Annotated in this window: 20 protein-coding genes and 3 tRNA genes; 15 read left to right on the forward strand and 8 right to left on the reverse strand. The window is 66.4% G+C overall.

The genetic code is table 11. From position 1 onward, the window contains the following. The first annotated feature begins 134 nt into the window (after nucleotides 1–134). Genes tgt through ACWIGM_RS17910 form a run of 3 tightly spaced genes read left to right on the forward strand, consistent with a single transcriptional unit; the run spans nucleotide 135 to nucleotide 2,563 of the window. Nucleotides 135–1,259 (forward strand): tRNA guanosine(34) transglycosylase Tgt, encoded by a 1,125-nt coding sequence (gene tgt, locus ACWIGM_RS17900; protein ID WP_454027311.1) that lies wholly within the window; start codon nucleotides 135–137, stop codon nucleotides 1,257–1,259. Beyond that, entirely contained in the window at nucleotides 1,256–2,050 is a 795-nt protein-coding gene (locus ACWIGM_RS17905) for a hypothetical protein (RefSeq protein ID WP_454027312.1), read from the forward strand. Before tgt ends, ACWIGM_RS17905 begins: the two co-directional genes overlap by 4 nt. Nucleotides 2,051–2,107: 57 nt before the next feature. Beyond that, on the forward strand, nucleotides 2,108–2,563 hold the full coding sequence (locus ACWIGM_RS17910) for a nuclear transport factor 2 family protein (RefSeq protein ID WP_454027313.1): 456 nt from the start codon (nucleotides 2,108–2,110) through the stop codon (nucleotides 2,561–2,563). Nucleotides 2,564–2,584: 21 nt separating this feature from the next. On the opposite strand, the gene ACWIGM_RS17915 is transcribed toward ACWIGM_RS17910, so the two are convergent. Together ACWIGM_RS17915 and eno are read right to left on the reverse strand one after the other, a co-directional pair. Continuing rightward, a complete protein-coding gene (locus ACWIGM_RS17915) occupies nucleotides 2,585–3,505 on the reverse strand; it encodes a DMT family transporter (protein ID WP_454027314.1) in 921 nt (306 codons plus the stop codon). 89 nt (nucleotides 3,506–3,594) lie between these two features. After that, on the reverse strand, nucleotides 3,595–4,878 hold the full coding sequence (eno, locus tag ACWIGM_RS17920) for a phosphopyruvate hydratase (RefSeq protein WP_454027315.1): 1,284 nt from the start codon (nucleotides 4,876–4,878) through the stop codon (nucleotides 3,595–3,597). Nucleotides 4,879–5,036: 158 nt separating this feature from the next. Here eno and queF point away from each other — a divergent pair, with 158 nt between their 5' ends. After that, on the forward strand, nucleotides 5,037–5,492 hold the full coding sequence (queF, locus tag ACWIGM_RS17925; RefSeq protein ID WP_092154312.1) for a preQ(1) synthase: 456 nt from the start codon (nucleotides 5,037–5,039) through the stop codon (nucleotides 5,490–5,492). 59 nt (nucleotides 5,493–5,551) lie between these two features. Here queF and ACWIGM_RS17930 read toward each other — a convergent pair whose 3' ends face one another. The 4 genes from ACWIGM_RS17930 to ACWIGM_RS17945 are packed head-to-tail and all read right to left on the reverse strand — an operon-like array spanning nucleotide 5,552 to nucleotide 9,528. Beyond that, nucleotides 5,552–6,772 carry an MFS transporter gene (locus tag ACWIGM_RS17930; protein WP_454027316.1) on the reverse strand — a complete coding sequence of 407 codons (1,221 nt, stop codon included), beginning with the start codon at nucleotides 6,770–6,772 and terminating at the stop codon, nucleotides 5,552–5,554. Continuing rightward, nucleotides 6,765–7,634, reverse strand: a complete 870-nt coding sequence (kdsA, locus tag ACWIGM_RS17935; protein WP_454027317.1) for a 3-deoxy-8-phosphooctulonate synthase — start codon at nucleotides 7,632–7,634, stop codon at nucleotides 6,765–6,767. Before kdsA ends, ACWIGM_RS17930 begins: the two co-directional genes overlap by 8 nt. 39 nt (nucleotides 7,635–7,673) lie before the next feature. Next, on the reverse strand, nucleotides 7,674–8,078 hold the full coding sequence (locus ACWIGM_RS17940; protein ID WP_454027318.1) for a DoxX family protein: 405 nt from the start codon (nucleotides 8,076–8,078) through the stop codon (nucleotides 7,674–7,676). 4 nt (nucleotides 8,079–8,082) lie between these two features. Next, nucleotides 8,083–9,528, reverse strand: coding sequence for a multicopper oxidase family protein (locus ACWIGM_RS17945; RefSeq protein ID WP_454027319.1), 1,446 nt, complete (start codon nucleotides 9,526–9,528; stop codon nucleotides 8,083–8,085). 166 nt (nucleotides 9,529–9,694) lie between these two features. Between ACWIGM_RS17945 and ACWIGM_RS17950 the strand changes: the two genes are divergently transcribed. From ACWIGM_RS17950 to ACWIGM_RS17975, 6 genes are all read left to right on the forward strand, one after another. After that, nucleotides 9,695–9,779: transfer RNA gene (locus ACWIGM_RS17950), tRNA-Leu, on the forward strand. An 86-nt stretch (nucleotides 9,780–9,865) separates the two neighbouring features. After that, complete coding sequence (tig, locus tag ACWIGM_RS17955) at nucleotides 9,866–11,287, forward strand: trigger factor (protein WP_454027320.1); 1,422 nt, start codon at nucleotides 9,866–9,868, stop codon at nucleotides 11,285–11,287. A gap of 142 nt (nucleotides 11,288–11,429) precedes the next feature. Beyond that, complete coding sequence (locus ACWIGM_RS17960) at nucleotides 11,430–12,050, forward strand: ATP-dependent Clp protease proteolytic subunit (RefSeq protein ID WP_454027321.1); 621 nt, start codon at nucleotides 11,430–11,432, stop codon at nucleotides 12,048–12,050. Between the two features lie 269 nt (nucleotides 12,051–12,319). After that, nucleotides 12,320–13,588 carry an ATP-dependent Clp protease ATP-binding subunit ClpX gene (gene clpX, locus ACWIGM_RS17965; protein ID WP_454027322.1) on the forward strand — a complete coding sequence of 423 codons (1,269 nt, stop codon included), beginning with the start codon at nucleotides 12,320–12,322 and terminating at the stop codon, nucleotides 13,586–13,588. A gap of 334 nt (nucleotides 13,589–13,922) precedes the next feature. Further along, complete coding sequence (lon, locus tag ACWIGM_RS17970; protein WP_454027323.1) at nucleotides 13,923–16,352, forward strand: endopeptidase La; 2,430 nt, start codon at nucleotides 13,923–13,925, stop codon at nucleotides 16,350–16,352. A gap of 111 nt (nucleotides 16,353–16,463) precedes the next feature. Then, nucleotides 16,464–17,546: a MerR family transcriptional regulator gene (locus tag ACWIGM_RS17975; RefSeq protein ID WP_454027324.1), complete on the forward strand. Its 1,083-nt coding sequence runs from the start codon at nucleotides 16,464–16,466 to the stop codon at nucleotides 17,544–17,546. 20 nt (nucleotides 17,547–17,566) lie between these two features. On the opposite strand, the gene ACWIGM_RS17980 is transcribed toward ACWIGM_RS17975, so the two are convergent. Next, a tRNA-Val gene (locus ACWIGM_RS17980) sits at nucleotides 17,567–17,642 on the reverse strand. Nucleotides 17,643–17,996: 354 nt separating this feature from the next. Here ACWIGM_RS17980 and ACWIGM_RS17985 point away from each other — a divergent pair. After that, a tRNA-Asp gene (locus ACWIGM_RS17985) sits at nucleotides 17,997–18,073 on the forward strand. A gap of 36 nt (nucleotides 18,074–18,109) precedes the next feature. Here the strand turns inward: ACWIGM_RS17985 and ACWIGM_RS17990 are convergent. Beyond that, nucleotides 18,110–19,642, reverse strand: a complete 1,533-nt coding sequence (locus tag ACWIGM_RS17990) for a M81 family metallopeptidase (RefSeq protein ID WP_454027325.1) — start codon at nucleotides 19,640–19,642, stop codon at nucleotides 18,110–18,112. Between the two features lie 182 nt (nucleotides 19,643–19,824). Between ACWIGM_RS17990 and ACWIGM_RS17995 the strand changes: the two genes are divergently transcribed. From ACWIGM_RS17995 to ACWIGM_RS18010, 4 genes are all read left to right on the forward strand, one after another. Beyond that, nucleotides 19,825–21,285, forward strand: coding sequence for a M81 family metallopeptidase (locus ACWIGM_RS17995; RefSeq protein WP_454027326.1), 1,461 nt, complete (start codon nucleotides 19,825–19,827; stop codon nucleotides 21,283–21,285). Continuing rightward, nucleotides 21,276–22,571: an alanine racemase gene (locus ACWIGM_RS18000; RefSeq protein ID WP_454027327.1), complete on the forward strand. Its 1,296-nt coding sequence runs from the start codon at nucleotides 21,276–21,278 to the stop codon at nucleotides 22,569–22,571. Before ACWIGM_RS17995 ends, ACWIGM_RS18000 begins: the two co-directional genes overlap by 10 nt. A 188-nt stretch (nucleotides 22,572–22,759) precedes the next feature. Next, on the forward strand, nucleotides 22,760–24,268 hold the full coding sequence (locus tag ACWIGM_RS18005) for a M81 family metallopeptidase (protein WP_454027328.1): 1,509 nt from the start codon (nucleotides 22,760–22,762) through the stop codon (nucleotides 24,266–24,268). 35 nt (nucleotides 24,269–24,303) lie between these two features. Further along, nucleotides 24,304–25,845, forward strand: a complete 1,542-nt coding sequence (locus tag ACWIGM_RS18010; RefSeq protein ID WP_454027329.1) for an ABC transporter substrate-binding protein — start codon at nucleotides 24,304–24,306, stop codon at nucleotides 25,843–25,845. Nucleotides 25,846–25,874: the final 29 nt, after the last annotated feature.

Genomic DNA, 25,874 nt, shown 5'->3' on the forward strand with positions numbered 1-25,874 from the left:
ATTGCGAGCGTAGCGAAGCAATCCAGAAGGTCTCGCTTCACGCTGCCTGGATTGCTTCGTCGCTGCGCTCCTCGCAATGACGGTAAGCGATCCAGCCCTTCCACAGAACGCTGTGCTGGGTTAGGCCGGCGGCCATGACGACGGAATTCAGCTTCCATCTCCTCGGCCGTGACGGCGCTGCCCGCACCGGCGAGGTCCGCATGCCGCGCGGCGTGATCCGCACGCCCGCCTTCATGCCGGTCGGCACGGCCGCGACGGTCAAGGGCATGTATCCCGAGCAGGTCAAGGCGCTCGGCGCCGATGTCGTGCTCGGCAACACCTATCATCTGATGCTGCGGCCGGGCGCCGAGCGCGTTGCCAGGCTCGGCGGCCTGCACAAGTTCATGAACTGGCCGCACCCAATTCTGACCGATTCCGGTGGCTTCCAGGTGATGTCGCTCGCCAATCTGCGCAAGCTGACCGAGGAGGGCGTCACCTTCCAGTCGCATATCGACGGCTCCAAGCATGTGTTGACGCCGGAACGCTCGGTCGAGATCCAGAATCTGCTCGGCTCCGACATCGTCATGCAGCTCGATGAGTGTGTCTCGCTGCCCTGCGAGGACAAGGTCGCGCAAAAGGCGATGCATCTGTCGCTGCGTTGGGCCGAGCGCTGCAAGAAGGCCTTTGGCGATCCGGCGGGGAGGGCGTTGTTCGGCATTGTCCAGGGTGGCGCCGTGCCGTCCCTGCGCGTCGAGAGCGCCCGCGAGCTCGCCGCCATGGACCTCAAGGGCTACGCCATCGGCGGCCTCGCGGTCGGCGAGCCGCAGGACGTGATGCTGGCGATGATCGAGACGGTCGAACCGCATCTGCCGCAGGAGAAGCCGCGCTATCTGATGGGCGTCGGCACGCCCGACGACATCGTCGAGGCGGTCAAGCGCGGCGTCGACATGTTCGACTGCGTGATGCCGACTAGGGCCGGCCGCCACGGCCAGATCTTTACCCGCTTCGGCCGGATGAACCTGAAGAACGCCAAGCACGCCGAGGATGCCAGGCCGATCGACCCGCAATCCTCCTGCCCGGCGGCGAATACCTATTCGCGCGCCTATCTGCACCACCTGGTCAAGGCCGAGGAGATGCTCGGCAAGATGCTGCTGACCTGGGTCAACCTCGCCTACTATCAGGAGCTGATGGCCGGTCTGCGCGCCGCCATCGCTGCTGGCCGCCTGGAAGACTTCATCGCCGAAACCAAGGAAGGCTGGGCGAGGGGCGAGCCGGCGTGATCGATCCCGGGCTCGGCCTGCTGCTCATGAAGATGGCGGTCGCGGCCGCCATTGTCGTCGGCTGCTCGCTGCTGGCCGAGCGATCCGGACCGCTGCTTGCGGCAATGATCGCGACGCTGCCGATCTCGGCCGGGCCGGTCTACGTATTCCTAGCGCTCGACCACGACGCGGCCTTCATCTCGGCCGGCGCGCTCGGCAGCATGAACTCCAACCTCGCCAATGCCGGGCTCTCGCTGGTCTACGTCCTGCTGGCACAGCGCTTCGGCACGCTCGCCAGCCTTGGCGCGGGGCTCGCGACCTGGTTTGCGGTCATTCTTGCTCTGCGGGTGCTGGAGCCGTCCGTTGCCGTCGCGATCGTTCTGACGGTCGTGATCTACCTCGGCCTGCACCGTCTGTTCCGGCCTTATCTCGGGGTGCGTCCCAAAGCGCCGCCGGGCCGGCCCTGGTTCGTGATCCCCCTGCGGGCCGCTGCGGTAGCGACACTGGCCGGCGTCGTCAGCACGATCAGCAGCCATGTCGGCGCGGGCTGGTCCGGCGTGCTCGCCGCGTTCCCGATTGTGCTCTCCAGCCTGATTGCGATCCTGCAGCCGCGCATCGGCGGTCCGGCGACTGCCGCCGTGATTGCCAATAGCGCGCTCGGCCTGCTGGGGTTCGGCCTAGCGCTGGCGCTCGTTCACCTGACCGCCGTACCTCTTGGCTCCTGGGCGGCGCTGGGCCTTGGCCTGCTAGTCTGCATCCTCTGGAATCTCGGCCTGATGTCACTGGCGCGACGCCGGCGTGCGGCACGATGAGATCCGGCTGCGCGGGTTGAGCCGGCGCTCGGCCCTTGAAACGAGGAGCTCCGCCCGATGTATCACAGGATCGTGCAGGCGCGGGTGCGTGCGCTCTTCGACGCGGTGAACAGGGGCGATGCGGAGCCGGTGATCGCTGCCTTCGCGCAAACCTTCGAGCATCGCTTCCTCGGCGACGACCACGCGCTCGGTGGCTCGCGAACCTCGCTTGCCGGCGTGCGCGACTGGTATGGGCGGCTCTACCGGCTGCTGCCTGACATCCGCTTCGATCTGGAGCGGATCGATGTCGCTGGGCCGCCCTGGAACACGGTGGTGATCGTCGATTGGCGCGAAACCAACAGCGGCACCGACGGCGTGCGCACCTTCAATCGTGGACACCATGTCCTGTACCTCGCCTGGGGGCGAGCCACGCGGCTGTTGATCTGTCCCGATACGACACTGCTCGCGGCAACGCTCGACCGACTTTTCGCGGCCGGCAACCTGGAGGCACATGCGCCGCCGATCACTGGATGATCGCGGCGAGAGCCTGAAGCTCTAGCGCGCCGCCGCGCGGCGCCATGAGGCGACAAACAGCCCGGCGATGATCAGCGCGATGCCGCCGATCTGCAGCCCGCTCGGGATTTCGCCGAGTACGGGGATGGCGAGCAGCGTGCCGACGACCGGGATCATCGGTGGGAAGCGCCCGGCGACCGAGGGGCCGAGCACCGGCGTCGACCAGCTCCAGATCCACAGGCCGACAATGACGTTGAGCACGCCCTGATTGATCGCGTGCGCCAGCAGAACCCACCAGGGTGCGACGTCGAAGGCGCGGAAATAGAAGGCGAAGTAGATCGGCAGATAGACCATCGACAGTACGGACACGACCGCCGTCGCCTTGAGTGCGTCGACCCGCCAGAGCTGGATCAACAGCGGGTAGCCGCCCCAGACCAGGCCGACGCCGAGGAAGCAAAGGTCACCGAAGACGATACTAGGGTTGGAATGCGTCGTGCCGGCGATGCCGAGGCAAGCGAGGCCGACCAGCACTGCCGCGACGCCGAGCACGAGCTGCCGGGTCAGGATCGCGCCGAACAGGACGACGCTGCCGACGATGCCGATCACCGTGACGGTGCCGGGGCCGATCACAGCGCCATGCGCCGCTGGGGCATAGGTCAGCCCGGTCATGAGCAGGAAGCTCATCGGGAAGCCGCTCATCACCGCCAGAACGAGGCCGCGCTTCCAGCCGAGACCGGCGCAGTCGCGCAGGCCCCCGGCCAACATGAAGCTCGGCAGCAGCAGGAAGCCGGCGGTGACGAAGCGCAGCGCCAGCATGTCGTGCGAGGAGAGGCCGTTCAGCACGGCGTGCCGGCTGACGACGAAATTGGCCCCGAAGATCACCATCGCTAGAGCCATGCCGGCAAAGGCGAGTTGCCGGCGCCGGCGCAGCCGCTGGTCCGATAGGGGCACGGATTGATGCATGCTCCAGCCTAGTTCGAGGCCGGAGCATGCAGTTAGTGGCGCAGGCGCATGGCGCTGCCGCGCTCGTGGCTATTGCAGCGCAATAAACGTCAGGCGAGGGCCTTCAGCACCGAGCGGCCGGCATAGACAGCCTGCACGCCAAGCTCTTCCTCGATGCGCAGCAGCTGGTTGTACTTCGCCGTACGGTCGGAGCGGGCGAGCGAGCCGGTCTTGATCTGCCCGCAATTGGTTGCGACGGCGAGGTCGGCGATGGTCGCGTCCTCGGTCTCGCCCGAGCGATGCGACATCACCGCGGTGTAGCCGGCGCGCTGGGCCATCTCGACGGCGGCGAGCGTCTCGGTCAGCGTGCCGATCTGGTTGACCTTGACCAGGATCGAGTTCGCCGTCTTCGCCTTGATGCCCTGCGACAGGCGCGTGACGTTGGTGACGAAGAGGTCGTCGCCGACCAGCTGGCACCTGTTGCCGACGAGATCGGTCAGTGCCTTCCAGCCCTCCCAGTCGTCTTCGGCCATGCCGTCCTCGATCGAGACGATCGGATAGCCGGCGACCAGCTTGGCGAGGTATTTGGCCTGCGCCTTCGGGTCGCGGGTTTTGCGTTCGCCTTCATAGACATAAGAGCCGTCCTTGAAGAACTCGGTCGCAGCGCAGTCGAGCGCCAGCGCGACGTCTTCGCCGGGCTTGTAGCCGGCCTTCTCGACCGCCTGCATGACGAAGTCGAGCGCCGCTTCGGCCGACTTGATGTTGGGGGCAAAGCCGCCCTCGTCGCCGACATTGGTGTTGTGGCCGGCGTCGTGGAGGGCCTTCTTCAGCGTGTGGAAGATTTCGGCACCCATCCGCAGCCCCTCGGCGAAGGAGGGCGCGCCGATCGGCATCACCATGAATTCCTGGAAATCGATCGGGTTGTCGGCATGGGCACCGCCGTTGACGATGTTCATCATCGGCACCGGCAGGACACGGGCCGAGGTTCCACCGACATAGCGATAGAGCGGCAGGCCCGAAGCGTCGGCCGCTGCCTTCGCCACGGCGAGCGAGACGCCCAGAATGGCGTTGGCGCCGAGCTTGCTCTTGTTCGGCGTGCCGTCGAGCTCGATCATTGCCTGGTCGATCGCGGTCTGGTCCTCGGCGTCCATCGCGACCAGCGCCTCGGCGATCGCGACGTTGACGGCCTCGACCGCCTTCAGCACGCTTTTGCCGAGATAGCGGCTCTTGTCGCTGTCGCGCAGCTCGACCGCCTCATGCGCGCCGGTCGAGGCACCCGACGGCACGGCGGCGCGGCCCATCGAGCCGTCTTCGAGCACGACATCGACCTCGACCGTCGGGTTGCCGCGGGAATCGAGGATCTGGCGGCCGATGATGTCGATGATCGCGGTCATGGCAGGCTCCGGAGCTGAGGTGGGCAAGGGATGCCGCGCTTCTAGACAAGACAGGCGGCGACGGGAAGGGGCGGTGGCGTTTATCCGGGGCCGGCATTAAAAGCCGCGGCAACTCCAGCGCCTGTCATCGATGGGCGCCACCTGTTCAGGATGCTGCCATGACCATCGACGCCTCCACCCTTCAGCTCGGCAAGGCGAGCGAATTGCCGCGTTCGCCAGAGGAAGCCCGTCTCGACCGCGTGCCGAACCCGCATGCCGGCACCGACTATCTCGCCCGCTTCACCTGCCCGGAATTCACCTCGATCTGCCCGGTCACCGGCCAGCCTGATTTCGGCATCCTGGTGATCGACTATCTGCCGGGCGACTGGCTGGTCGAATCGAAGTCGCTCAAGCTCTATCTCGGCGCATTCCGCAATCACGGTGCCTTCCACGAGGATTGCACTGTCGGCATCGGCAAGACGCTGGTCGAGCTGCTCGAGCCGAAATGGTTCCGCATCGGCGGCTACTGGTACCCGCGCGGCGGCATCCCGATCGACGTGTTCTTCCAGACCGGCGAGCCGCCCAAGGGGCTCTGGCTGCCTGACCAGGGCGTCGCGCCCTATCGCGGGCGCTGAAGAGCTTGCCGCCGAAAAGTGCGAAGCGGTTTTCGGACTACGGCACGCTCAAGAGCAACTCACGTTCTGCTGCCGGAAAGCGGCAGGATGCGCGGCGCCAGCACGCCGAGCACTGCGATGCCGGCGGCGAAGATCAGGATCGCCCCGCTGGTGCCGAATAGGTGCAGGGCGGTGCCCATCAGCACCGGCCCGAGCGCGTGGCCGCAGAACAGGGCGCAGGCGAACAGCGCCACTGCCGAGCCGCGGGCGGTCGGGGCGAGCTCGGTCGCCTGCGCCTGGAAGGTGCCGTGCATCAGGAAGAAGCCGAAGCCGCTCAGCGTGAAGATCGCGATCGCGCTCCACCAGGGCAGGAAGGCGAGCGAGAACAGCGCGTAGGCGAAGCCCATCACGATGCCGCCCGACGTGGTCATCCGGGTCGGCCCGAGCCGCTCGACCAGGATACGGGTGAGAACGCCGTAGATGATGCCGCCCAATCCGGTACCCGCGATGACGAGGCCCGCCTGTGACGGGCCGACATCGGCGCGCTCGTGCAGGATCGCGGCGATATAGGGCGGCATGCCGAAGATCAGGCTGCCCTCGACGACGACGAGTCCGTAGAGCAGCTTCGAGCGTGGATTGGCGAAGACGGCGGCATAGCTGGTCAGAGCGGTCTTGAAGCTGAGCGGCGCCCGCAATGCATTCGGCCGGGGCTTCAGTACCAGAACGACCAGCAGCCCGGCGATTCCCGCGACCGCGCCCGCCATCACGAAGACGTAGCGCCAGCCGAGATGCTCGGCGATCAGTCCCGAGCAGGCGGCGCCGACCATCTGCCCGACGATCATCAGCACGAGGAAGCGGCCGAGCATGATCTGCCGTTCGGCCATGGGCGCGCGGTCGCCGATCGCTGCCATCGCGACAGGAATGACGCCGCCCGCGGCGACGCCGGCGATCGTGCGGACCGCTGTCAGCATCTCGAAAGAGCCAGCGAAGCCGGCGGCGAGCGAGAGCAGGGCGAGTGCGCCGAGGCAGACCGCAATCGTTCTGAGCTTGCCGATCGAATCCGCGATCGGGCCGAGAAAGGGCTGGCCAACCGCATAGGCGAAGGAGAAGGCCGTCGCGACCGCGGCGATCTGGGCGATGCTGCGCGTGAACTCCACCGCCAGCGTCGGCACCAGCGGGTCGAGCAAACGCATGGTGAAGGTCGAGGCGAAGCCACACGCCCCGAGCACCAGGATGAGCGACTTCAGCGAACCTTGCTGGGGCGCGGCGGGAGGAACTGCCGTGGCGGGCGTCTCAGACATATGCCAGCGTAGAATGCGCCTTGCGCTTGGCAAGCCGGTCGAACTCTTGCAGCTCTGCGATCAGCGCATGGAAGTCGCGCAGCGGCACCATGTTCGGCCCGTCCGAGGGAGCGTTGTCGGGATCGGGGTGCGTCTCGATGAAGACGCCCGCGACGCCGACGGCGACCGCAGCGCGCGCCAGAACCGGCACGAATTCGCGCTGGCCGCCGCTGGAGGCGCCCTTACCGCCGGGCTGCTGCACCGAGTGGGTCGCGTCGAAGATCACGGGGGCGCCGATCTCCGCCATGATCGGCAGGGCGCGCATGTCGGTGACCTGCGTGTTGTAGCCGAAGGAGACGCCGCGCTCGGTCAGCATCACATTGGGGTTGCCGCTCTCGGTCACCTTGGCGGCGACATTGACCATGTCCCAAGGCGCCAGGAACTGGCCCTTCTTGACGTTGACGACGCGGCCGGTCCTGGCGGCTGCGACGAGCAAATCGGTCTGCCGGCAGAGGAAGGCCGGGATCTGCAGCACGTCGACCACCTCGGCAACCGGGGCGCATTGGCTGGCATCGTGCACGTCGGTCAGCACGGGCAGGCCGGTACGTTCACGAATTTCAGCGAAGACGGGCAGGGCGGCTTCCAGGCCCATGCCGCGCTGGCCCTTCACGCTGGTGCGGTTGGCCTTGTCGAAGGAGGTCTTGAATACGAGGCCGATGCCGAGCTTGTCGGAGGTTTCCTTCAAGGCCAGCGCAACCTCAAGCGCGTGATCGCGGCTCTCCATCTGGCAGGGCCCGGCGATCAGGGCGAGCGGCAGCCCATTGCCGAAGCGGACGGGCTTGGCGAGGTCGGCGCCGACGGTGACGATGGCGTTGGCGGTCATGGCGGGCTCCTTGGTCTGGGTCGCGGGTTTAGAAGCCGCTCATCTGCGTGGCAAGCACCGCCATGGCCAGCCGAGGATGCCGGAAGCGTACAGCGCCGCCCAGATCAGCACCGGCTGGAGAGCCAGGCGAGGGCCGTGATACCACCAGCTGCTCGGCACACCCGGAAGGACGATACCTTCGAGCGCGTGCTTGAGATTGGCCGGGAACACGCAGAGCGCATAGAGCGCAAGGCCGATCCCTGCGGCCTTGCGCAGCCGCGGAACGAGCAGGCCGAGCGCCCCGAGGATTTCGGCGATGCCCGTCGCGATCACGGTTTCGCGCGGCGCCGGTACCCAGTCCGGCACGATCGGCAGGAAGGCTGCGGGCGAGCGCAGATGCAGCAGGCCGGCGGCGAGATAGAATGCCGCCAGCAGCCAGAGCATGGCGCGCCGCCCCACGCTCATCGCCTCATGTCACCTCGAACCAGCTCCACAGCCCGCGGTCGAAGCGCTCCAGCACGGTAGAGGAGATCAGCCAGCGCCCGGGATTGTCGGCGATGAAGGCGATATGCAGGCGCTTGCCCTCGGGGATCTGCACCGTGTCGAGGAAATACGGTTCCCAGCCATCGTCGAGCGGATGCAGCAGGCGGAAGCTGTGGCCGTGGACGTGGAGCGGCTGCAGGAAGGCAGTCTTGTTGGTGATGCCGATCACCACCGGCGCGCCGCGCTTGACGCTGAACAGCGGCTTGCCCTTGGGATCGCCCTGGCCGCCATTGACGGTCCAGGGCTTGGCGAGATCGAGCCCCGCGACGTCGAGCTTGTTCTCCGGCGTGATCTTCGCGCCGCCCTCGATGATCATCTCGCTGCGCCGGGCATCCTGGAGCCGGACTGCCGCGGGCAGCGCCGGGTTGAGCGGCATGCCGGCGATCGCAGGGCGCGCCGGCTTCGCTGAGCCTTCGCTGACGAAGCGAACGAGCGGCACGCCGGGGCCGATCAGGGCGGTGACGCTGGCTGCGGCGCCTATCGTCTCCGGCATGTCGAAGATCACATCGTAGCGGGTGCCCGGCGCGAAGGGCAGCTGGCCCCGGACCGGCTCGAAGGTCTCGGTCGGCTGGCCGTCCACAGCCGCGACGTAGGCCTTCATCTCGTCGAAGCGCAGTCGCATGATCCGGGCATTGCAGGCATTGGCCAGGCGCAGGCGGACGCGGGCGCCGGGCGGTAGCTTGACCGGCAGTGGCGGCGGCTTGCCGTTGACGGTCAGCCAGCTGCCGAGCCGGCCGGCTGCGGCGCCGTCCTGGCTGTCGGCCGCGAAGGGCAGCAGCTTCTGGTCGTCGCCGAGCAGCCAGTCGCCGATCAGGGCCGGCAGGTCGAGATCGACCGCGGGCGGCTCCTTCTCCTCGACGATCAGCAGGCCGGAAAGCCCGCGCCCGGCCGGTTCGGACGAACCGCCGACCAGCATCGGCCGATAGAGGAAGCTGCCGGAATCCGGCGGTGTCAGCCGGTACTCGAACTGCCCGCCGGGCGGCACCGGCTCCTGGCTGAAGCCGCCGACGCCGTCCATGGCGTGGTCGGCGCGCAGGCCGTGCCAGTGCAGCGAGAGCGGCTTGTCGGTGCGATTCTGCAGGTTGAGGCGCAATGTCTCGCCCTGCTTCACCTTGAGCACCGGGCCGGGCGCAACGCCGTCAAAGGTCCAGATCTCGGTCTCGGGGGCCGGCGCCGGGCGCAGGCGCAGCTTGGCGGGAGCGGCGACGAGGTTCCGTGCGTCGCCTGGCGCAGCCGCTTGCGGAGCCGCCGGTGCCTGCTGGGCCAGTGCGGACAGGGGGGTGAGCAGCGTCGCCATGCCGGCACCCTGCGCGATGACGAGGCGTCGACTGGGATGAGGGCGCGAGGCCGGCGGCGAAGCGTCTTTGCTCATGCTCGCGACATAGCCTCACCGGGTCATTCTGGCGAGCCTAAAGCCACTTGGAAGCTGCCTTCGCAGAAGTGTCGCATTTTTTTGCTGCATGACGCGCCCGAAATGGTATAGCGGCGCGGCCTACGGTGCTGCTGTCGCGAATACCGCGATGTGGCGCACCGGGTCGGCGGGCGTGGCGGAACTGGTAGACGCACTGGTTTTAGGTACCAGCGGCGAAAGTCGTGGGGGTTCGAGTCCCTCCGCCCGCACCAGGATTCGGATTTCGCGAGCGCGGCGGCGGTCACCCGGCGTCGCGCTTTGGACATTGAAGTAAAGAGCTGTTGAGCGGATCAGAACGATGAACGTGACCGAAACCCTGTCCCAGGGCCTCAAGCGCGAATTTCAGGTGGTGCTGAACGCCACCGACCTCAAGACCAGGCTGGATGACGGCCTCGCTGGTCTGCAGGGCAAGGCCCGCATCAACGGCTTCCGTCCCGGCAAGGTCCCGGTCGGCCATCTGCGCCGCCTCTATGGCCGCTCGGTCATGGCTGATGTCGTCCAGAACGCCGTCAACGAGGCGAACCAGAAGATCGTCGCCGACAACGGCCTGAAGCTCGCCTTCGAGCCGCAGATCAAGTTCCCCGAGAACAAGGACGAGATCGAGGCCGCGATGGAGGCCAAGGGCGATCTCGCCTTTACCGTCGCGCTCGAAGTGCTGCCGAAGATCGAGGTTGCCGATATCTCGGACGTCTCGCTCGAGAAGCCCGTTGCCGAGGTCCCCGAGGCGGATGTCGATGCCGCGCTGGAGCGCATGGCCTCGCAGAATCGCGCCTTCGAGTCGAAGAAGGACGGCGCCAAGGCCGCCAAGGGCGACCGCCTGCTGATCTCCTTCGTCGGCACGCTCGAAGGCAAGCCCTTCGACGGCGGCACGGGGTCTGAAATCCCGCTCGAGCTCGGCGCAGGCCAGTTCATCCCCGGCTTCGAGGAGCAGCTCGAGGGCGTCAAGAAGGGTGAGCAGCGCACCGTTTCGGTGACCTTCCCCGAGAACTACACCGCGACCCATCTCGCCGGTAAGCCGGCCGAGTTCGCCGTCACCGTCGACGATGTCCAGGCCCCGGGCGAGCTGAAGATCGACGACGAACTCGCCAAGGGCTTCGGCATGGAGTCGCTCGACGCGCTCAAGACCGCGATCCGCGAGCAGATCGGCCGCGAGTTCGGCGAGCAGTCGCGCCGCAAGGTCAAGAAGAGCCTGCTCGACGCGCTCGACGGCAAGTACAGCTTCGACTTGCCGCCGACCCTGGTCGAGCAGGAGTTCACCGCGGTCTGGAGCCAGGTCGAGGCGGACATGAAGAACGCCAACAAGACCTTCGCCGACGAGAACACCACCGAGGACGAGGCCCGCGCCGAGTACCGCAAGATCGCCGAGCGCCGCGTGCGCCTCGGCCTGGTGCTGGCCGAGATCGGCGAGCAGGCCAAGGTCCAGATCTCGGATGACGAGGTCACGCAGGCCCTGATCCAGCGCGCCCGCCAGTTCCCGGGTCAGGAGAAGGAAGTCTGGGAGTTCTACCGCAAGAACCCGCAGGCGCTCGCCGAGATCCGCGCCCCGATCTTCGAGGAGAAGGTCGTCGACCATCTGCTCGGCCAGGTGAAGGTCGAGGACAAGTCGGTTTCGCGCGAAGCGCTCTTCGCCGATGACGAGGAAGAAGGCGCTGCCGAGGCCAAGCCGAAGGCCGCCAAGGCGAAGAAGACCAAGAAGGCGGCGGACGAGGCTTCGGCCTGATCCTCCGCCTCGGCTTGCGAAGTCCACGCCGCCCGCACTCTGCGGGCGGCGTTTCCCTTTTCAGCCGCCGCCTGCATGCTTATGTGAGGGTTCGCCGCTATCGGCTGATTCCCGCCCGCTTTGACCCCAAGGACCGACGATGATGCGTGACCCGATCGAGACCTATAACAATCTCGTCCCGATGGTGGTCGAGCAGTCGAGCCGCGGCGAGCGCGCCTTCGACATCTACTCGCGCCTGCTGCGCGAACGCATCATCTTCCTGACCGGTCCGGTCGAGGATTACTCGGCATCGCTGATCGTGGCACAGCTGCTGTTCCTCGAGGCCGAGAACCCGAAGAAGGAAATCTCCTTCTACATCAACTCGCCCGGCGGCGTGGTCACCTCGGGCCTGTCGATCTACGACACCATGCAGTTCATCCGCTGCCCGGTGACGACGCTCTGCGTCGGCCAGGCCGCCTCGATGGGCTCGCTCCTGCTGACCGCCGGCGCCAAGGATATGCGTTTCGCCCTGCCGAACGCGCGCATCATGGTCCACCAGCCCTCCGGCGGCTTCCAGGGCCAGGTCACCGACATCCTCATCCATGCCCGCGAGGTCGAGAGCCTGAAGCGGCGCCTGAACGAGATCTATGTCAAGCACACCGGCCGCTCCTACGAGGACATCGAGGGCGCGCTGGAGCGCGACAATTTCATGACCTCCGATCAGGCCAAGGAGTTCGGACTGATCGACAAGGTCATCGACAAGCGCGCGGACGAGGCGGCCTGAGGTCGTTAGAGGTACACGTGCCTGTGGGTTGGCGAGTGGCTTCCGAAGGGCCATATTGCCTTGAGACTAGGCCCCATGTTTGCATGGGGCATCGGAAGGGCGCGGTAAGGCGCTCGAGCGGTCCGATTTTGGGTCAGTTTCGTCGCCGCCTGCGCCAGAGCGACGCGTTAACCTAATAATCGTGATCTGAGCGCCTATTATGACGGGGAGACGACATCAGCCTGCCGTTTTTCGGTGGCGGATTTTGTCCTCCGAGATGGAGAACCACGATGAGTAAGGCCAGCGGCGGCGATTCGAAGAGCACGCTCTATTGCTCCTTCTGCGGCAAGAGCCAGCACGAGGTCCGCAAGCTGATCGCGGGCCCGACCGTGTTCATCTGCGATGAATGCGTCGAGCTCTGCATGGACATCATCCGCGAGGAATCGAAATCCGCGCTGGTGAAGTCGAAGGACGGCGTGCCGACCCCGAAGGAGATCCGCAAGGTTCTCGACGACTATGTCATCGGCCAGGATCACGCCAAGAAGGTCCTCTCGGTCGCGGTCCACAACCATTACAAGCGGCTCAGCCACGCGACGAAGCACAATGACGTCGAGTTGGCGAAGTCGAACATCCTGCTGATCGGGCCGACCGGCTCGGGCAAGACACTGCTCGCGCAGACGCTCGCCCGCATCCTCGACGTGCCGTTCACCATGGCCGATGCGACGACGCTGACCGAGGCCGGCTATGTCGGCGAGGACGTCGAGAACATCATCCTGAAGCTGCTGCAGGCCTCCGACTACAATGTCGAGCGGGCGCAGCGCGGCATCGTCTACATCGACGAGATCGACAAGATCAGCCGCAAGTCGGACAACCCCTCGATCACCCGCGACGTCTCGGGCGAGGGCGTCCAGCAGGCGCTGCTCAAGATCATGGAAGGCACCGTCGCCTCCGTGCCGCCGCAGGGCGGGCGCAAGCATCCGCAGCAGGAGTTCCTGCAGGTCGACACCACCAACATCCTGTTCATCTGCGGCGGCGCCTTCGCCGGGCTGGACAAAATCATCTCGAGCCGCGGCAAGGGCACCTCGATCGGCTTCGGCGCGACCGTGAAGGCTCCTGACGACCGGCGCACCGGCGCGATCTTCCGCGAGGTCGAGCCGGAGGACTTGCTCAAGTTCGGCCTGATCCCCGAGTTCGTCGGCCGTCTGCCGGTGCTGGCGACGCTCGAGGACCTCGACGAGGCTGCGCTCAAGACTATCCTCACCGAGCCGAAGAACGCGCTGGTCAAGCAGTATCAGCGTCTGTTCGAGATGGAGGACACCGAGCTCACCTTCACCGACGAGGCGGTCAGCCTGATCGCCCGCAAGGCGATCGAGCGCAAGACCGGCGCCCGTGGCCTGCGCTCGATCATGGAAGGCATCCTGCTCGAGACCATGTACGAGTTGCCGGGGCTGGAAGGCGTCGAGCAGGTCGTCATCGGCCCCGAGGCGGTCGAATCGAAGTCGCGCCCGCTCTTCATCTATGCGGACCGCGAGGAAGAGACCAAGTCGGCCTCGGCCTGAGCGAAACCGGATTCTGGTTCAATTCGGAACGCGCGCCTGTCGGCGCGCGTTTTGCTTTGTGGGCCTGGGTGGCTAGGGGTACCCCGAAACTGCCTTGCCTTGCCGGAACCATCACGGTCTCGTGCGCCGGCTGCGGCAGAAGCGGCGGTGGACTGCGTGAGGCGTCGCTTGAAAGCCGGCGTCGAAGCATCCACCTTAGGATCACCTGCTAGAGTCGCGTGCCTGTCGAGGGCGCGGCCGGCAGGGGCGCCTGGCGCGAATGGTCGCGCCGCGCGGTACGTCCGCTCGATTGCCTTTCAAGGGGTCGGCCGGGCGAAAACGTGAAGGACTAGACATGACTGGCTCGACGCCCCGCGCCCCGCTCGTCCCCGGCACGACCGACACCTATCCGGTCCTGCCGCTGCGCGACATCGTCGTCTTCCCGCACATGATCGTGCCGCTCTTCGTCGGCCGCGAGAAGTCCATTCGCGCGCTCGAGGAGGTGGTCAAGAACGATGGCCTGATCCTGCTCGCCACGCAGAAGAATGCCGGCGACGATGATCCGGAAACCGGAGACATCTACGAAATCGGCACGCTCGCCCGCGTGCTGCAGCTGCTGAAGCTGCCCGACTCGACCGTGAAGGTGCTCGTCGAGGGCATCGGCCGGGCCAAGGCGACGACCTACACCGCGACCGACAACTTCTATGAGGCGCAGGCCGAGGCCCTCGCCGAGGAGGATGGCAAGAAGGTCGAGGTCGAGGCGCTCGCCCGCTCGGTCGTCAGCGAGTTCGAGAACTATGTGAAGCTCAACAAGAAGATCTCGCCCGAGATCGTCGCTGCGGTCTCCCAGATCGACGAGCCGGCCAAGCTCGCCGATACGGTCGCCTCGCATCTTGCGGTCAAGATCGCCGACCGGCAGGCCGTGCTCGAGGTGATGAACGTCGCCCACCGGCTCGAGAAGGTGCTCTCCCTGATGGAGAGCGAGATGTCGGTGCTGCAGGTCGAGAAGCGCATCCGCTCGCGCGTCAAGCGCCAGATGGAGAAGACCCAGCGCGAGTACTATCTCAACGAGCAGATGAAGGCGATCCAGAAGGAGCTCGGCGACGGCGAGGAAGGCCGTGACGAGCTGGCCGAGCTGGAAGAGCGCATCGCCAAGACCAAGCTGACCAAGGAGGCGCGCGACAAGGCGCTCGCCGAGGTCAAGAAGCTCAGGCAGATGTCGCCGATGTCGGCGGAAGCCACCGTCGTGCGCAACTATCTCGACTGGCTGCTCGGCATTCCGTGGGGCAAGAAGTCGAAGATCAAGAAGGACCTCGCCGCAGCCCAGCAGGTGCTCGACGACGACCACTTCGGCCTCGACAAGGTCAAGGACCGCATCGTCGAATATCTCGCGGTGCAGCAGCGCGCCAACCGGCTCGCCGGCCCGATCCTGTGCCTCGTCGGCCCTCCCGGCGTCGGCAAGACCTCACTCGGCAAGTCGATCGCCAAGGCGACCGGCCGCGAGTTCGTGCGCATGTCGCTCGGCGGCGTGCGTGACGAGGCCGAGATCCGCGGTCACCGCCGCACCTATATCGGCTCGATGCCCGGCAAGATCATCCAGTCGATGAAGAAGGCCAAGACCTCGAACCCGCTCATCCTGCTCGACGAGATCGACAAGATGGGCCAGGACTTCCGCGGCGATCCGTCGGCAGCTCTGCTCGAGGTGCTCGACCCCGAGCAGAACTCGACCTTCAACGACCATTACCTCGAGGTCGATTACGACCTGTCGAACGTGATGTTCGTGACCACGGCGAACACGCTGAACATCCCGCCGGCCCTTCTGGACCGCATGGAGGTGATCCGTATCGCAGGCTACACCGAGGACGAGAAGGCCGAGATCGCGCGTCGCCACCTGATCCCGGGAGCGATCGCCAAGCACGGCCTGCAGTCCAAGGAATGGTCGATCGACGACGAGGCCCTGACGACGCTGGTCCGCCGCTACACCCGCGAGGCTGGCGTGCGTAACCTCGAGCGCGAGATCGCCAACACCGTCCGCAAGGCGGTGAAGGAGATCGTGCTGACCAAGAAGAAGAAGGTCGCGGTCACGCCTGCGGTGCTGGAGGATTATCTCGGTCCGCCGCGCTATCGCTATGGCATGGCGGAGACCGAGGATCAGGTCGGCGTCGTTACCGGCTTGGCCTGGACCGAGGTCGGCGGCGAGATGCTGACGATCGAAGGCGTGATGATGCCCGGCAAGGGCAAGATGACCGTCACCGGCAACCTGCGCGACGTGATGAAGGAATCGATCTCGGCGGCGGCGTCCTATGTCCGCTCCCGCGCCATCGATTTCGGCATTGAGCCGCCGCTGTTCGACCGCCGCGACATCCACGTCCACCTTCCCGAAGGGGCGACCCCGAAGGACGGTCCGTCGGCCGGCATCGGCATGGCGACAGCGATCGTCTCGGTCATGACCGGCATCCCGGTTCGCCGCGACGTCGCCATGACCGGCGAGGTCACGCTGCGGGGCAGGGCGCTGCCGATCGGCGGCCTCAAGGAGAAGCTGTTGGCGGCGCTTCGCGGCGGCATCAAGAAGGTGCTGATCCCCGAGGACAACGCCAAGGATCTGGTCGATCTGCCCCAGTCCGTGAAGAACGGGCTCGAGATCGTCCCGGTCTCGCGGATGGACCAGGTGCTCCAGCACGCGCTGGTGCGCCAGCCGACGCCGATCGTCTGGGAAGAGGACCTGAAGGCACCTGTGCCCAAGGGCGCCGAGGACGACGCGGCTGCCGCTTCTGTCGCCCACTGAGCCCCGCGCTCGCGAATAGAGAAGCCGCCGGCATCGCCGGCGGCTTTTTTGTTGGCCAAGCCCTTGAGCCGCACCCTGCGTCATAGCTTAGCGCTGGGTCAGGAGGTGCCGATGAGCGCGCGAAGCAAGGGTGAGATCTGGCTCGAGGCCAATGAGTGCGCGGCCCGGATCGGGCTGTCGAAGCGGGCCCTGCGGCTCTACGAGGAGCATGGTCTGATCAGGCCACGCCGGACGGAGAAGGGCTGGCGTCTCTACGGCGCCGACGAGATCGCCCGCCTGCACGAGATCCTGGCGCTGAAGCGGATGGGGCTCAGCCTGCAGCGGATCACCGCGCTGCTGCAGGGCAAGGCAGTCGATCTTTCCGGCGTGCTCGCCATCCAGCGCGACCTGCTCAGCGAACAGCGCGAGCGGGCCGAACAAGGCCTTGCTCTCGTCCGCGCCGCGCAAAGCAAGCTCGCCACCGGCACCTCCCTCACCGCCGACGAACTGATCAGGCTCGCGAAGGAGGCCAATATGACGCAGAACAACACCGATACCGTCGCCTGGCGACGCTATGAGCAGGCGCGGCCGCGCGTCGAGATCAAGATCGATCCCGGTCGCTTCGAGCGCTGCACCGGCTTCTACAAGCACCCTACCGGGCTGATCATGGCAGTCACCCTGGAGGGCGATCGTTTCTTCCTTCAACTTACCGGCCAGCCCAAGGTCGAGCTCTTCGCCGAGAGCGACAGCAATTTCTTCCTGAAGGTCGTTCCGGCCCAGCTCACCTTCATGCTGACTGATAACGGCCCGGCCGAAGCCCTGACCCTTCATCAAGGTGGATACGAGGCTGTCGCCACGCGCATCGATGAGGCTGAGGCGAGGCGCCAGAGCGAGGAGCTCGGCGAGCGGGTGCGCAATCGGGTCCCGCATCCGCGCAGCGAAGAGACCTTGCGCGAGCTCCTCGAACAACAGAAGCGCGGCGCCATGCCGTCGGAGCTCCTGAGCGAGGAGCTGGCGGAGGTCGTGCGCGAGCAGCAGCCGATCGTCAGTGCCGAGCTCGAATCGAAAGGGGATCTGCGCAAGCTCGGCTTCCGCCGTGTCGCCGAAGACGGCGTCGACATCTACGAGGCCGAATTCGCCCAGGGTACTCTGCAATGCGGTATCGGCTTCGGCCAGGACGGCCGCGTCCATACGCTCTGGATGCTTCCGGCCTGAGAGGGCTTTCAGGCAAGGGCTGGTGGGCGGTGACGGGCTCGAACCGCCGACATCCTCGGTGTAAACGAGGCGCTCTACCGACTGAGCTAACCGCCCTTGTCCGCCGTTTAAGGCCACGAGCCCGGCTTCGCAAGCCACTGTGCGGCCTGCGAAGCCTTCGATCGACCGCGAACTCGGGGTCGGGGGCGGCGAGCGCCGCCCCCGAAGGCGAAACTGCCACGCTGGCTGGGCGCAGCCACCGGGGCAAAAGTCGAGATTCGCTATCGCCTGGCGGGCGCAACGATGGTCCGTCGTGCATTGGAGCGATCTGGAAATCAGGAAACTGTCGGGTTTCGGCCTGTTTCGCTGCACTTTGGAGATGATCAACATTTTGACGGCTTCAGTGCTTGACAGGCAGAGCCTGGGGCCATAATCCCAACGCCGCCGGGGACGAGTTCCTCCGCCGCCCGCGCGGGCGTAGCTCAGTTGGTTAGAGTGCCGGCCTGTCACGCCGGAGGTCGCGGGTTCGAGCCCCGTCGCCCGCGCCATTTTCCAGAAGCAATCCAGGTATTTGAACGCGCTTCTTAAAGCGTACCGGAATCGCTCGTCGGTGCTCGGCGGGACGTTCCGTCGTTGATCGGAAAGACGCCGGGCCGTAGCCGCTTGAACGGCAAGGTCTCGATCCGGCTGGCGCAGGGGCCGGGCGTCGCCACGATGAAGCTGCCTTTGGCGATCTTGTCATAGGCGCGCCGATGCGCCACCGCCGCCTTGACGCCGATAGCCTTGAGCGTCTCCGGCTCGATGCCTTGCGAGCGCAATTGCCCGAGATCGAAGGGCGGTGTCTTGCGGCTCGTCAGCAGGATGGTGACGCCGGCGACCCTGACCACCACGCTCGGCCCCATGCTGAAGCGCGAGCCCTGCGAGGCGGCGAGATGGCTTTTCAGGTCTTCGAGTGCGAACGCGCCATCGCTGGCGCTGATGAAGCTCGCCTCGATCTCGACCGGTCCCTCGGCGATCGCACTGCCCTTGCCGCCGATCGAGAGCCTGCGGACCTCGCCGAGTTTCGCGCCGGACATCGCAGCGACGGCAGCCGGGTCGGCGATGGCGACCGCGCAGTTCTCGACGCCATGCCGCAGGAAGGCGCGTAGCACCGAGGTGCCGTCGCCCGGCGCTCCGCCGCCGATATTGTCGGCGGGCTCGACGACGATATATGGCCCGCCCGGCGAACGCAGGATCTCGGCGATCGCCTGGTCGATATCCCATTCCGTCGGCAGGCCGAGTTCGCGCAGTTCCGTCGCGGTCCGCACCAGGCGGTCGAGCGCCTCCCGGGCAGCGGTTTCCGGTCCGGTGAAGGCCACCGCGAAGGCGACGCCGGCTTCCGGAACATCCGAGAAGGAATAGCCACCGACGACGTTCGTGACCCAGGTCGCCGGGTTCTCCTCTTCGATCCGGCGCGCCAGTGCTTCGAGATCCTTCATCGGCCGGTCGGCCGTGCCAGTGCCGGTCGGCGGCCATATCACTGGCGCGTTGCAGGAGAGCATGCGCGGCAGCTCGCCTTCGTTCAGGGCTCGGGCTAGCAGTCTGGCGGAGCGCACGGCGGAGTCGCGCGCATCAATGTGCGGGTTCTCGCGATAGGCGACGAGGGCGTTGGCGTTCAGCGCCATGGTGGCGGTGAAGTTGGCGTGCAGGTCGAAAACGCCGAAGACAGGCAGCGTCTCGCAACCCGGTACCGTGCGGATATGAGCCAGCAATGTGCCTTCGGGGTCGAGGCATTCGGTCGTGACCATGGCGCCGTGCAGCGCCAGCCAGATGCCGTCGAGACCGCCCGCGGCGAGCGCGGCTTTCAGCCCGGTAGCGAATTCGTCGAGGAAGCGCGCGAAGACAGCGTGATTGACTGTACCAGCCGGCAATGCGGTGTAGTCGACCGTCGGCACGACCTCCCAGCCTTCCGCATCCGCAATCTCCAGAAAGCCGTCCACCGTCGAGCCATCGCCGCGCCGCAGCAACAGCTCCCCGCCCCGGCGGATGGTGAAGTCGGCGAGGCTGGTGATCTCGTCGACAAAGCTGTGCGTCTCGTGGAAGAGCGCTCCAAGCAGGATGCGGCGGCGTTGCGACATGGTCCCGGCAGCTCCCTGAAGACGAAGCAAGAGCATCTCGGCGGCTCATCTGTTCCGGATCAAGCCTGCATTGTTCCATTGCAGGGAACGCCGATGCTTTGACAGGGCAAGTCCGCTCCCGGTTTCATGATCATGCCGGCGACCGAAAAGGCGGCGCCGGCGCTGCTCGGGAATGGATCCGCATGCGCGTCTTCACCGCGTCGCTGGCGACGGAAACCAACACCTTCGCGCCGCTCTATGTCGATCGCAGCGCCTTCGAGAGCGCCTTCTATTGCCCGCCGGGCACGCATCCGGAGACGCCGACACTGTGCTCGGCACCGATCATCGCGGCGCGCCGCCGGGCCGCCAGCGAGGGCTACGAGCTGGTCGAGGGCACGGCGACCTGGGCCGAGCCGGCAGGGCTGGTCTCGCGCGACGGCTATGAGAGCCTGCGCGACGAGATCTTAGGGCAGCTTGAAGACGCTCTGCCCGTCGACATCGTCCTGCTCGGCCTGCATGGCGCCATGGTGGCTCAGGGCTACGACGATTGCGAAGGCGACCTGATCACGCGGGTGCGGACGCTCGCAGGGCGCGATTGCGTCATCGGGGTCGAACTCGACATGCACTGCCATCTGAGCGCTGAGATGGTCGAGGGCGCCGACATCATCGTCGCCTTCAAGGAGTTCCCGCACACCGATTTCCTGGCGCGGGCCGAGGACCTGCTGGAGCTCTGCCTCAGGACGGCGCGCGGGCAGGTGCGGCCCGCGAGCGCCGTCTTCGATTGCCGCGGGCTCGCTGCCTTCATGACCAGCCGCGAGCCCGGACGGGGCTTCGTCGACCGGATCAAGGCGCTGGAGGGCAAGGATGGCATCCTCAGCATTTCCGTCGCGCACGGCTTCCAGGCCGCCGACGTCGCCGATGTCGGCAGCAAGGTGCTCGTCATCGCCGACGGTGATCAGGCGAAGGCCGCGGCGCTGGCGAAACGGTTCGGGCTTGAAATCCTCGGCTGGGGGCAGGGCGCTTCGCCGAAGCACTATAAGCCGGAGGAAGGGATCGCCGCGGCGATCGAGCTGGCCGAGCCGGGCAAACCGGTCGTCCTCGCCGATCGCTGGGACAATCCCGGCGGCGGCGTCGCCGGCGATTCCTCGGTGATGATCGAGGCGCTGCTGCGCCATTCCGACATCCCGGCGGCGATCGGTGCGCTCTGGGACCCCATTGCGGTCAGCCTCTGCTGCGCCGCAGGCGTCGGGGCCGAAATCCCGCTGCGCTTCGCCGGCAAGGCGGCGCCGTCTTCCGGTCGGCCGATCGACGCGATCGTGCAGGTCGTTGGGACGACGGCCGATCTGCTGATCCCGTTCGAGCAGAGCCGGGTCTCGCTCGGCCCTGCCGCTGCGATCCGGATCGGCCTCCTCGACATCGTCCTGGCCTCGACCCGCGCCCAGACCTTCAGCCCGCCTGTCTTCACCGATCTTGGCATCGACCTCACCGCGAAGACGCTGGTCGTGGTCAAATCCTCGAACCATTTCCACGCTGCCTTCGCGCCGATCGCCGCAAGCGTGCTCTATCTCGACAGCGGCGGGCCCTATCCGCCCGACGCCAGCAAGATCCCCTATACCAAGGTCAAGCGTCCCTTCTCTCCGTTGGATCCGAACCCATGGCTGTAGCTACTATTCCACGTCTGCCGCTCGGCGAGATCGAGGACCAGCATCTCGACGGGACGAGCAAGGGCGTGCCGTTCGGAGCATCCTTGCGGTTGTCCGATGTCGGCAGGCAGGGCTGGAACGTCCTGGCCGGCGACACGCCGATGCCGCTCGCCGTCATCCGCGAGAGCGTGCTCAAGGCCAACAGCGCCTGGATGGCCGCTTTCACCGCCGCCAACGATTTGCTGATCGCGCCGCACGGCAAGACGACGATGGCGCCGCAGCTCTTCGACCTGCAGATCGCCGATGGCGCCTGGGCGATCACGGTCGCGACCGTGCAGCAGCTCGCGGTCTGCCGCCGCTACGGCGTCAAGCGTGTTATCCTCGCCAACCAGCCGGTCGGCAAGCAGGAGATCGCCGCCTGCTTCGGCGCCCTGCAGGAGCCGGACTTCGAGCTCTACTGCCTTGCCGACAGCGTCGCCGGCGTCACGTTGCTGGCGGAGGCGGCCGCAAGGCATCGCAACGCCAACCCGCTGCGCATCCTCGTCGAGATCGGCTTCATGGGCGGCCGCACCGGCGCGCGTAGCCGCGAGGACGCGCTGGAGGTGGCGCGTGCTGTCGCTTCCGCGCAGGGCCTGCGACTTGCCGGCTTCGAATGCTTCGAGGGGTTGCTCAGCGAACCCAAGGCGGCCGATCGCTTGCTCGACGAGGTGGTCGCGACCGCTGCGGCGGCCGAAGCCGAAGGCTTGCTCGGCCCCGAGCCGATGGTGCTGAGCGCCGGCGGAACCTCGCTCTTCGACCGGGCAGGCGAGCGCTTCAACGCCGCCTCCTTCGCCCGGCCGATCCTGAAACTGCTGCGCTCTGGCTGCTACCTCACCCATGACTCGACGACCTACACGGCTTCGTTCCGCCGGATCACCATGGAGACCAGCCTAATGCTGCCGCCGGGCGGGCTCGAGCCGGCGCTGGAGGTCTGGGCCTATGTCCAGTCGCGGCCCGAGCGCGGGCGCAGCCTGCTCACCGTCGGCAAGCGCGACATCAGCTACGATTCCGGCTTCCCGGTGCCGCTGCGCTGGTATCGGCCGGGTGGCTCGATGACGGAGCCTCAGCCGATGCCGGCCGGACACACGGTCCTCGCGCTCAACGACCAGCACTGCCATCTCGGCACGCCGCTGGAGAGCCCGCTGCAGGTTGGCGACATGGTCGCCTTCGGCATCGGCCATCCCTGCACGACCTTCGACAAATGGGCGCTGCTCATGCTGGTCGACGATGCCTATCGCGTGACGGGAGCGATCCGGACCTTCTTCTGATCCCCGTGTTTCTTGTCGTGAAACCGACGATCCTTGACGCGAAATAGCGCCGGCAACTACGCTTTTGGTCACGTTGCGAGCCTCCCGTCTCGGCGAATGGGCCTTGCCAGAGCGAGACTTGAGAGGTTGCGGGCCACCGCATGCGATCGGCGGTCCGGCGGCGGTTGGCGGATGTCCGGGAGGTCGATGTGCGTCTTGCCCTGATCCACATTGTGCAGGAGACGAACGACTTCAATCCGGTGCTGACCACGCTCGCCGACTTCCAGGCCTTCGGCCTCTATGAAGGCGAGGATATCGCCCTGCGTTTCGGCGAGATCGGCCAGATCGGCGGGCACTATGCAGCCATCCGGGAGTCAGGCCTCGATATCGAAACCATCCCGATCATTCGCGCCTGGGCGGTGGCCGGTGGGCGGATCTCGCGCGAGGCTTTCGACTTCTTCCAGGAGAAGATCCGTATCGGCCTCGAAGCGATCGGGCCGGTCGACGGGCTCGTCCTGCATCTCCACGGCGCCTGCGCCGCCGAGGGCATCGACGATGTCGAGGGCGAGCAGGCCGAGCTCTGCCGCCAGATCCTCGGACCGGATATCCCGATCCTGCTCGGGCTCGATCACCACGCCAACGTCACCCACAAGATCATGGCCAATTGCACGGCCATCGTCGGGCATCGCACCCAGCCGCACGACGTTTTCGACACCGGCAAGGTCGGGACCGAAGTGCTGCTGCGCATCCTGACCGGCGGGCTGAAACCGGTGATGGCCTGGCGCAAGATCCCGCTGCTCTCGCATCAGGAGCAGTTCCTGACCTCGAAGGGCCCGATGAAGCGCTGGTTCGACCAAGCGAGGGCGATTGAAGCCGATCCACGCGTGCTGCAGGCCTCGAACTATCCGATGCAGCCCTGGCTCGACGTCGCCGAGGGCGGCTGGTCGACCATCGTCGTCACAGATAGCGACCAGGCGCTGGCGGAAAAGCTGGCCGATGATCTCGCCGATCTCGCCTGGTCGATGCGCGATGATTTCCAGGTCCGGGAGGCGGTCTCTGTCGACGAGGCCGTTCGCTTGGGCGATGCCGCCGAGCGCGGCATGATCGTGCTGAGCGACACCGGCGACACGGTGTTCGGCGGCGCAGCCGGCGACAGCAACCTGATCCTGGAGGCGATCCTGCGGCAGGGCACGACCAGCCGGACCCTGATCCCGCTGATCTCGCCGCAGGCGGTCGCGACGCTGATCGCAGCGGGCGAGGGTGCACAGGTGACCCTGCCGCTCGGCGGCGATGCGGCGATCGCCTTCTTCAAGCCGCTGACCGTGACCGGGCGGGTCCGGCGGATCGGCGGCGGTCCGGTGCGACTGGATTACAATCACCAGCCCGAGGTCGACATGGGCCGCGTCGTCATCTTCGATGTCGGGCCGGTTACGCTGCTGATCAGCGAATTGCGCGGTGTCGCCGGCAATGTGCCGGGGGTCTACGAGGCCTTCGGCATCGACCTCAGCGACTACAAGATGGCGGTGCTCAAGACGGCCTCGAATTTCCAGTACTTCGCCCCGATCACCTCGCAGGTGATCCGCGCCGACACGCGCGGTCCGGGCCAGTCCGACGTCTTCACCCTGCCATGGCAGCGCATTCCGCGGCCGGTCTATCCACTCGAAACAATAAGCGACTGGCGGGCGCATTCGTCCCAGCCGGGAGCGGGAACGGGCTGATCGTCGACCTGAGGCAAAAACAAAAGGGGAGAGCGATGACAAAGCTGTCGCGACGTCAATTCTGCATGACCGGTCTCGCCCTGGCGGGAGCAGCGCTGCTCCTGGCGGTGGGCCCTGCCTCGGCCCAGCAGCTCAAGGACGGCACGCTGCGCGTGGCCGTGCTCAGCGAGCTCGCCAATTTCGATCCGCAGCAGCTCTCGACAGTCAATTTCCACGTCATCAAGAACCTCTATGACAGCCTGATCGAATACACGCCGGAGGGAAAGCCGCAGCCGAGTCTGGCGACCGAGTGGAAGATCGCGCCTGACAAGACCTCGGTCAGCCTGACGCTGCGCGACGGCGTCACCTTCCACAGCGGCGCGCCGTTCAAGTCGGATTCCGTGCTGGCGACGTTGCAGAAGGGCGCCGATCCCAAGCGCGGCAAGAACGTCTTCTCGACGATGTCGATCGTCAAGGACTGGTCGGCGCCGGACGAGCGCACGGTGGTGATCAACTTCAAGGCGCCGGCGCCCGAACGGCAGATCCTCGACCTCCTGCAGTTCCTGATCCCGATCGAAGCCAAGGGCATCGATATGGTCGAGACCGTGCCGGCCGGCACCGGACCCTATACGCTGGTCAGCCGGGCCGTCGGCCAGGGGCTGACCCTCAAGGCCAACCCGAAATACTGGCGCGAGAAGCAGCCGGTCGCGCAGGATCTCGTCTTCACCGTGTTCAGCGAGGATGCCGCCGCCACAGCTGCGCTGGAATCGGGTGCGGTCGACATCGTCTATAACGGCTCCTCGCGCAGCGCCGTCAGGCTGAAGGGCGCGGGCTACCAGGTCTTCGCCGGGCCGGGACCGCTGGTGCAGGTCTTCCGCATCAACTCGACGCGCGGGCCCTTCCGCAACAAGTCGTTCCGGCAGGCCTTCAACCATCTGATGGATCGCGCCAGCATCCTGCGTGTCGGCTATGCCGGCATGGGCAAGGTCGTGGCGCTGCCCTGGGCGCCGGCGAGCCCGGCCTTCGACGACAATTACACCAAGACTTACGCCTATGACCTTGAAAAGGCGAAGAAGCTGATCACCGCCTCCGGCCTGTCCGCGGACGAGATGAAGGGCTGGAAGCTGCTGGTCAACGGCAGCGATGAGTCTTCCGTGGCGATCAGCCAGATCGTGCAGGGCTCGCTGCAGAAGGTTGGCGTCCCGATCGAGCTCGACATGCGCCAGGGCGCCGAATACGTCACCGCGCTGCTCGGCGGCGATTTCGCCGCGACCTTCGGCGCGGTCGGCAATGTCCAGAAGTTCCCGTCGCGGGTGACGACCAATTCGATCTACCGCACCTCCGGCAACCCGATCCTGAAGGACCCACACCCGCATCCGGACTATGTCGCGGCGATCGCCAAGGTCGATGCGGCTGCCAGCGGCGAGGCCGAGGTCAAGGCGGCCTATGACAACCTCAACCGCGTCATGGTCGAAGAAGCCTTCGGGATTCCGACCAATTCCTATGATGTCGGCCTGATCGTCGCCTCCGAGAAGATCGGCGGCATCACGCTCGATATCGACAACCTCTTCATCGCCCGGACCATCGGCTTCAAATGAGGCGATCGGGCGCGGCGCCGCCAGCTGAC

Source organism: Allobosea sp. NPDC055332, assembly GCF_053645455.1.